This is a genomic window from Candidatus Deferrimicrobiaceae bacterium, from assembly GCA_035256765.1.
Lineage (GTDB): Bacteria > Desulfobacterota > Deferrimicrobia > Deferrimicrobiales > Deferrimicrobiaceae > CSP1-8.
This window is the reverse complement of sequence record DATEXR010000225.1, coordinates 1-5,274: the sequence shown is the minus strand read 5'-3', so window position 1 is coordinate 5,274 and position 5,274 is coordinate 1. Positions and strand designations below refer to the sequence as shown.

Below are 5,274 nucleotides of genomic sequence, written 5' to 3'. Positions count from 1 at the left end.
GATCACCTCCTCCCCCGCGAAAAGGGGACTCCCTTTCCGCCCCTTTTCTCCATCCACCCTCACCTCGCCCGCCTCGATCGCAAAGCGGACGCTGCGGGACGGAACGCCGGGAAGACGAGCCCGCAGGAAGCGGTCCAGCCGGGTTCCGCTTTCGCTTTCCTCCACCGTCAGGGCGATTCCTTCCCGCATCCTGGCCGCTCTTCCTTTCCTCCCGGGCATCCTCCCCCACAGGTTCGTTCCGGTCGCCGCGGGATGGAGGACACCTTTCTATATTATCCCTGTGTGGGCTGGGCGGGGACACTCCTCAACGTACAACTCGATATAGGAATGTCCCCGGAATGTCCCCCTTTGGAATGTCCCCGGTGGTCTCTGTGCGTGCCTCCCGGTGCCAAGGGGCGCTTCGGGGCCGATGACCGCCCCCGAAGCGGGGCATCCGCGAGCGGAGCAGCCGCAGGAGGGGGTATGAGCGGAGCTTTTCGGGGAGGAAGGTCAAGCGCAGACGTGCGGGTTCATCGCACGTCGAGCGACGAAGCGAAGACACCCTCCGAGGCAGCGGAGCCGGTCAGGGCCCCGAAACCCGGGGCATCCGGCGGCCGGTGCAGGTGGCGGTCGCGAGCGCAGCGAAGAGGAAGCCGCCCGCGAGCCGGAGGCGCTGGGGGGGACACCGGCCGCGAAGGCCTGCCGTTCACCGGCGGGAAGCGGCGATCACTCTCAGGGCGGCGAGAAACCGGGAGATCTCTTTCCGGGTGGTGAACGGTCCGGGGCTTACGCGCACCGTCCCTTCCGGGAAGGTCCCGAGCGTCCGGTGGGAGTTCGGGGAACAGTGAAGCCCCGACCGTACCAGGATTCCGAACCGCTTTTCCAGCCGATGCCCGGTCTCGGCGGGATCCATTCCCTCGACGAGGAACGAGACGACCGAAGCCCGCCGGGACGGGTCGCGGGGTCCGTACACCGTCACATCGCCGATCCGGCCCATTCCCTCCAGCAGTTCCTCCAGGAGATCCGTCTCCTTCCGGCGGATCCTGTCGATCCCCTTGCGCAGCAGCCAGGCGAGGGAAACCGAAAGGCCGGCGATCCCCACGCTGTTCGCGGTCCCGGACTCGAGGGCGTCGGGGAAAAAGTCGGGTTGGCGGTCCGATTCGGAGCGGCTGCCGGTCCCCCCCTCGATCAGCGGGACGACGGGGACGCCCTCCCGGACGTAAAGAAATCCCGTCCCCTGGGGGCCCAGGAGCCCCTTGTGCCCGGGGGCCGCCAGCAGGTCGACGGGATGGTCGGAGAGAGAGAGGGGGATCGACCCGGCGGTCTGCGCCGCGTCCACGAGCGTGAAGGCCCCCGCCTTCCGCGCCGCACGCACGATCTCCTCTATGGGCTGGATCGCGCCGGTCACGTTCGACGCGTGGACGACGGCGACCAGCCGGGTCTTCCGGCGGAGGGCGGCCGCGACCGCCTTCGCGTCCACCATCCCGTCCGGGGCCGCGAGGACGACCGTCACGGTGGCGCCCGCCTCTTCCATCCGCCGGAGCGGCCGCATCACCGAGTTGTGCTCGACCGAAGTCGTCACGACGTGGTCGCCCGGCCGCAAGACCCCCTTGATCGCCTGGTTCAGGCCCTCGGTGCCGTTCCCCGTGAACACGAACCGGGAGCTGTCCCTCACCCCGAAAAGCTCGGCCAGCCTCTCGCGTGCGACGAACAGATCCCGGGCCGACCGGATGGAGAGGGCATGCCCCGAGCGGCCCGGATTCCCCGCGCGCCCGAGGGCCCTGGTGACGGCTTTCGCCACCCCTTGGGGCTTGGGCAGGGAAGTGGCTGCGTTATCGAGATAGACGAAGGAGCGAGGAACCCGCAGATCAGGACTCCGTGGGGATGAGAAGAACCCGTCCGCTTCGCAGCGACTCCCCGGGGTTCATCTGGTTCCGCTCGGCAAGCCGGTCCACGTCGACACTGTGCTTCCTGGCGATCGACGAGAGGGTATCCCCGGGACGGACGACGTGCCGGAGGCTCTTCGCGTTGCCCGGTGCGCCCGTCCGGCCATTCCCCCCGGAAACCGACCCGGCCCGTGGAATCCGGAGGATGGCGCCCGCCCGGAGCATGCCGGGATTGCGGAGGCCGTTTGCGCGCATCAGTTCCCGGACCGGGACGCCGGTCTTCCGGGCGATGTTCGACAGCGTCTCTCCCTTCCGCACCCGAATCTTCTTCCCCCTCCGATACCCCTCCTCGACGCGCATGTGCGCGAGCTTGAGCTGGTCGGGCGATATCTCCCTGCCGGGGGCCAAATCCTCCTCGGAGAGGCCGGTGACGGGGATGATCATGCGGGAGGAACGGCCGGGGGAATCGCGCCGTAGCCCGTTGATCTCCTTCAGGACGGAGACGGGGGTGTTGTACCGTTTCGAAAGCGACGCGAGCGTCTCCTTCTTTCCGACGGAGTGCAGGAGGAAGGTCACCTTCGCGTCCGTCCGAATCTCTTCCTTCCGCTCCCCGGCGATCGGGCCGAATCCCTTCGGGAGGCGGATCTGGTACTCTTCCTGGTTCGGGGGGGTGCAGAAGCGCTTGAGCTCCGGGTTCAGCTCCCTCAGCAATTCGACGTCCACGCCGAGGATCCGTCCCATCGCCTCCAGGTCGGTGCCTCCCGGGACGGACACCTTGTCGAACACCAGCGGATCCTCGTATTGCACCTCTCCGAATCCGTACCGGTCCGGCTCCTTCGCGATGCTCAGGGCGGCGATCATCTTGGGGACGTAGTCCTTCGTCTCCTGGGCAAGGTACCGGTGGCGGATGAGTTCGGAATAATCGTCGGACTTGTATCTCGCCACCGCGCGCTGGATCTTCCCCTCGCCGGCGTTGTATGCCGCCGCGGCAAGGGGCCAAGAATCGAACCTGTCGTGGAGATCCCGCAGGTAGGAGGCCGCCGCGTGGGTCGATTTCTCGTAATCCCGCCGCTCGTCGGCCCACCAGTCCACCCGGAGGCCGTACCGGCGCGCGGTCCCGGCGATGAATTGCCAGGGGCCCGCCGCGCGGGCCACCGAGTATGCCTTGGGGGAAAACCCGCTCTCGATCAGGGCGAGATAGACGAGATCCCCCGGGAGCCCGTACTTCGCCAGGATTTCGCGCATCAACTCCGAATACTTCCCGGAACGGGAAAGCCACAGTTCGAACCTGCTCCGGCCCCTGCTCTGGAAATACCGGATGAACTTATCGATGCTGGCCGTCAGGCCCGCGTACATGCCCTCGTTCCCCTTATCGAGCTCTTCCGTGGCGTTGGTGAAGAACCCCCCGTCCCGTTCCTCGACGGCTTCGGGTTCCTCGTTCCTGGCGACCTCTCCCTCGACATCCTTCGGCGACATGACGAGATCGGGTTCCTTTTCCCCTTCTCCCTCCGTCGGAGAGAGCGCCCCCTGACCCGTCGCAACCTGGGGGGACAAGGAACCGCCCGCCTTCCCCTTTTCCGGGGCCGCCGGACCTTGTGCGGGCAAGGGACCGGGAACGGCCGAGGCCTCCTTCCCGAAAGCAGCCCGAGGGGTGAGAACGGAGGACAGCCACGGCCTGGGGAGATTTTCCTTCTCCACCGCGCGTGCCGGTGACGGCATCGTGACCAGTATGACGAAAAAGGGCAAAGACGCCAGGAAGAGCATCGAACGTTTTGCCGACAATTCCCCTCCGGGATGACAAATATAACGGGTTATTTTATTTGGCCAATTCCTCTTCGTCAAGCGTAATCTCCGCGACAGGCACGGTTCCTCTTCAGAAGGGAACTTCCTCATACCTCCCCTTATCGAGCAAGATATGTACCGACCGGGGGAGAATCTTTGCCCGCGAGAGGATTTCCCGCGCGCGGTCCCGATCGGGAGGGGAGATCCGGATCGCGAGGCCGCAATCCGAGGTAAGCCGCCGGGGAACGGGGATGAGCCTCACCGGCACCCCGGCCTTTTTGAGGTTCTTCTCCGCCGACATCACCTGATGCGTTCCCCGGAAGATGAGGATCACCTCCGGGGGTGCGCCCCGTCCCATCGGTTTTCTCCCCGCTGTTCTCCGATCGGAATTTCTTCATTATAATTGTCCGAGGAACCGACGGGCGGGAAACCATTAACCTGGACAATCATACCCTAACGCTCATGGGGTACATCGGGGTGCTCGCGCTGACCCTCAACATTCCCCTGGGATACCTGCGCCAAGGGCGGCGGAAATATTCGTTCGCCTGGTTCGTGTACATTCACCTCTCGATTCCCCTGATCGCCTATCTTCGGATCGCCAACCACGTCACCTCCCGGCTCATTCCCTTCTTCCTCCTCTGCGCGATCGCGGGGCAGATCGTGGGGGGGAGAGTTCGCCGGAAAGAAGGAGGGGCCCCCCGGTGAGCGTTTTCCGTTTGTCGACGGTCCTGGAGTCGATCCTCGTCAACGCCCTCGGTCTTCCGGCCGCCGCGACCCAGGTTCGCCTTCTCCGGTCCTGGGGGGAAATCGTCGGACCCCTGCTCGTCGGGAAGACGGCCCCCGGAAAGATCCGGAATGGGGTGCTGACGGTCTTCGTCCCGAACCACGCATGGGCCCAGGAACTTCAACTGTCCCAACCTGCGTTGCTCGAGAAGATCCGCTCGGTGGTCGGCGAGGGAAAGGTGCGGGAGATCCGGTTCACCGTCGGCTCCGGGGATGGCCTGCCCGCCGTCCCGTCCGCGGGATCGAATTTCCCCCGCGCAGACGGGAAGCCGCCGGAGGCGGACGAGGGGCACGACGTCTCCCCGCCCTTCGAGCCGAGCGGCCTCGAGGAGGTTCGCGATCCGGAAACCCGGGAGATCCTGCGCTCGATCTGCCGGAAATCGTCCCGGAGAAAAGAGTAGCCCGCAAGGAGCGAAGCCGGCCGGAGGCTTCTTGTGTGCGAGGACCCTCCTCAACGCTGGGCGGGGACACTCCTCTCCCGCATCCTAAGAAAAGGGACGTCTAAGAACTCCTCCCCCTGCGGCGGGTGCCACGGTCGGGTGGCCGGCTGCGAGTGCCGGATCCCGGGGTCCCTGGCTCGCGGAGGGGTCCCCTTAGTGCTGCTGTACACAAATACGATGACGTATTATAGCTGGCATGTTACCATCCTTTTCAGCGATGAAAGGGGGTGGAGATGCCAAGAAAAAGCCCATATGATATCGAGTTGGCCGAAGACGAGCAAACAAGACTGGAAGCACTCGCACGTAAATATACGTCACCGTATCGTGACGTCCTGCGCGCCAGGATCATCCTGTACGCGGCCCAGGGGCTCTCGAACGATGTCATTGCCGCACGTCTCGATACG

General features: G+C 65.4%; 6 protein-coding genes. 2 read left to right on the top strand and 4 right to left on the bottom strand.

Annotation, left to right across the window (positions count from 1 at the left end; all coding sequences use genetic code 11):
• From VJ307_07620 to VJ307_07605, 4 genes are all read right to left on the bottom strand, one after another.
• Window positions 1-189, bottom strand: a 189-nt coding sequence (locus tag VJ307_07620; protein HJX74010.1) for a S4 domain-containing protein, incomplete at its 3' end; no start/stop codon positions are given.
• A gap of 496 nt (window positions 190-685) precedes the next feature.
• On the bottom strand, window positions 686-1,846 hold the full coding sequence (locus tag VJ307_07615) for an aminotransferase class V-fold PLP-dependent enzyme (protein ID HJX74009.1): 1,161 nt from the start codon (window positions 1,844-1,846) through the stop codon (window positions 686-688).
• Between the two features lies 1 nt (window position 1,847).
• Entirely contained in the window at window positions 1,848-3,647 is a 1,800-nt protein-coding gene (locus tag VJ307_07610; protein ID HJX74008.1) for a LysM peptidoglycan-binding domain-containing protein, read from the bottom strand.
• Between the two features lie 91 nt (window positions 3,648-3,738).
• Window positions 3,739-4,005 carry a DUF3343 domain-containing protein gene (locus VJ307_07605; GenBank protein ID HJX74007.1) on the bottom strand — a complete coding sequence of 89 codons (267 nt, stop codon included), beginning with the start codon at window positions 4,003-4,005 and terminating at the stop codon, window positions 3,739-3,741.
• 104 nt (window positions 4,006-4,109) lie between these two features.
• On the opposite strand from VJ307_07605, the gene VJ307_07600 reads away from it, so the two are divergent.
• Both VJ307_07600 and VJ307_07595 read left to right on the top strand, forming a co-directional pair.
• Window positions 4,110-4,352: a hypothetical protein gene (locus VJ307_07600; protein ID HJX74006.1), complete on the top strand. Its 243-nt coding sequence runs from the start codon at window positions 4,110-4,112 to the stop codon at window positions 4,350-4,352.
• On the top strand, window positions 4,349-4,831 hold the full coding sequence (locus tag VJ307_07595) for a DUF721 domain-containing protein (GenBank protein HJX74005.1): 483 nt from the start codon (window positions 4,349-4,351) through the stop codon (window positions 4,829-4,831). The genes VJ307_07600 and VJ307_07595 overlap by 4 nt, the downstream gene beginning before the upstream one ends.
• The last annotated feature ends 443 nt before the right edge of the window (window positions 4,832-5,274 follow it).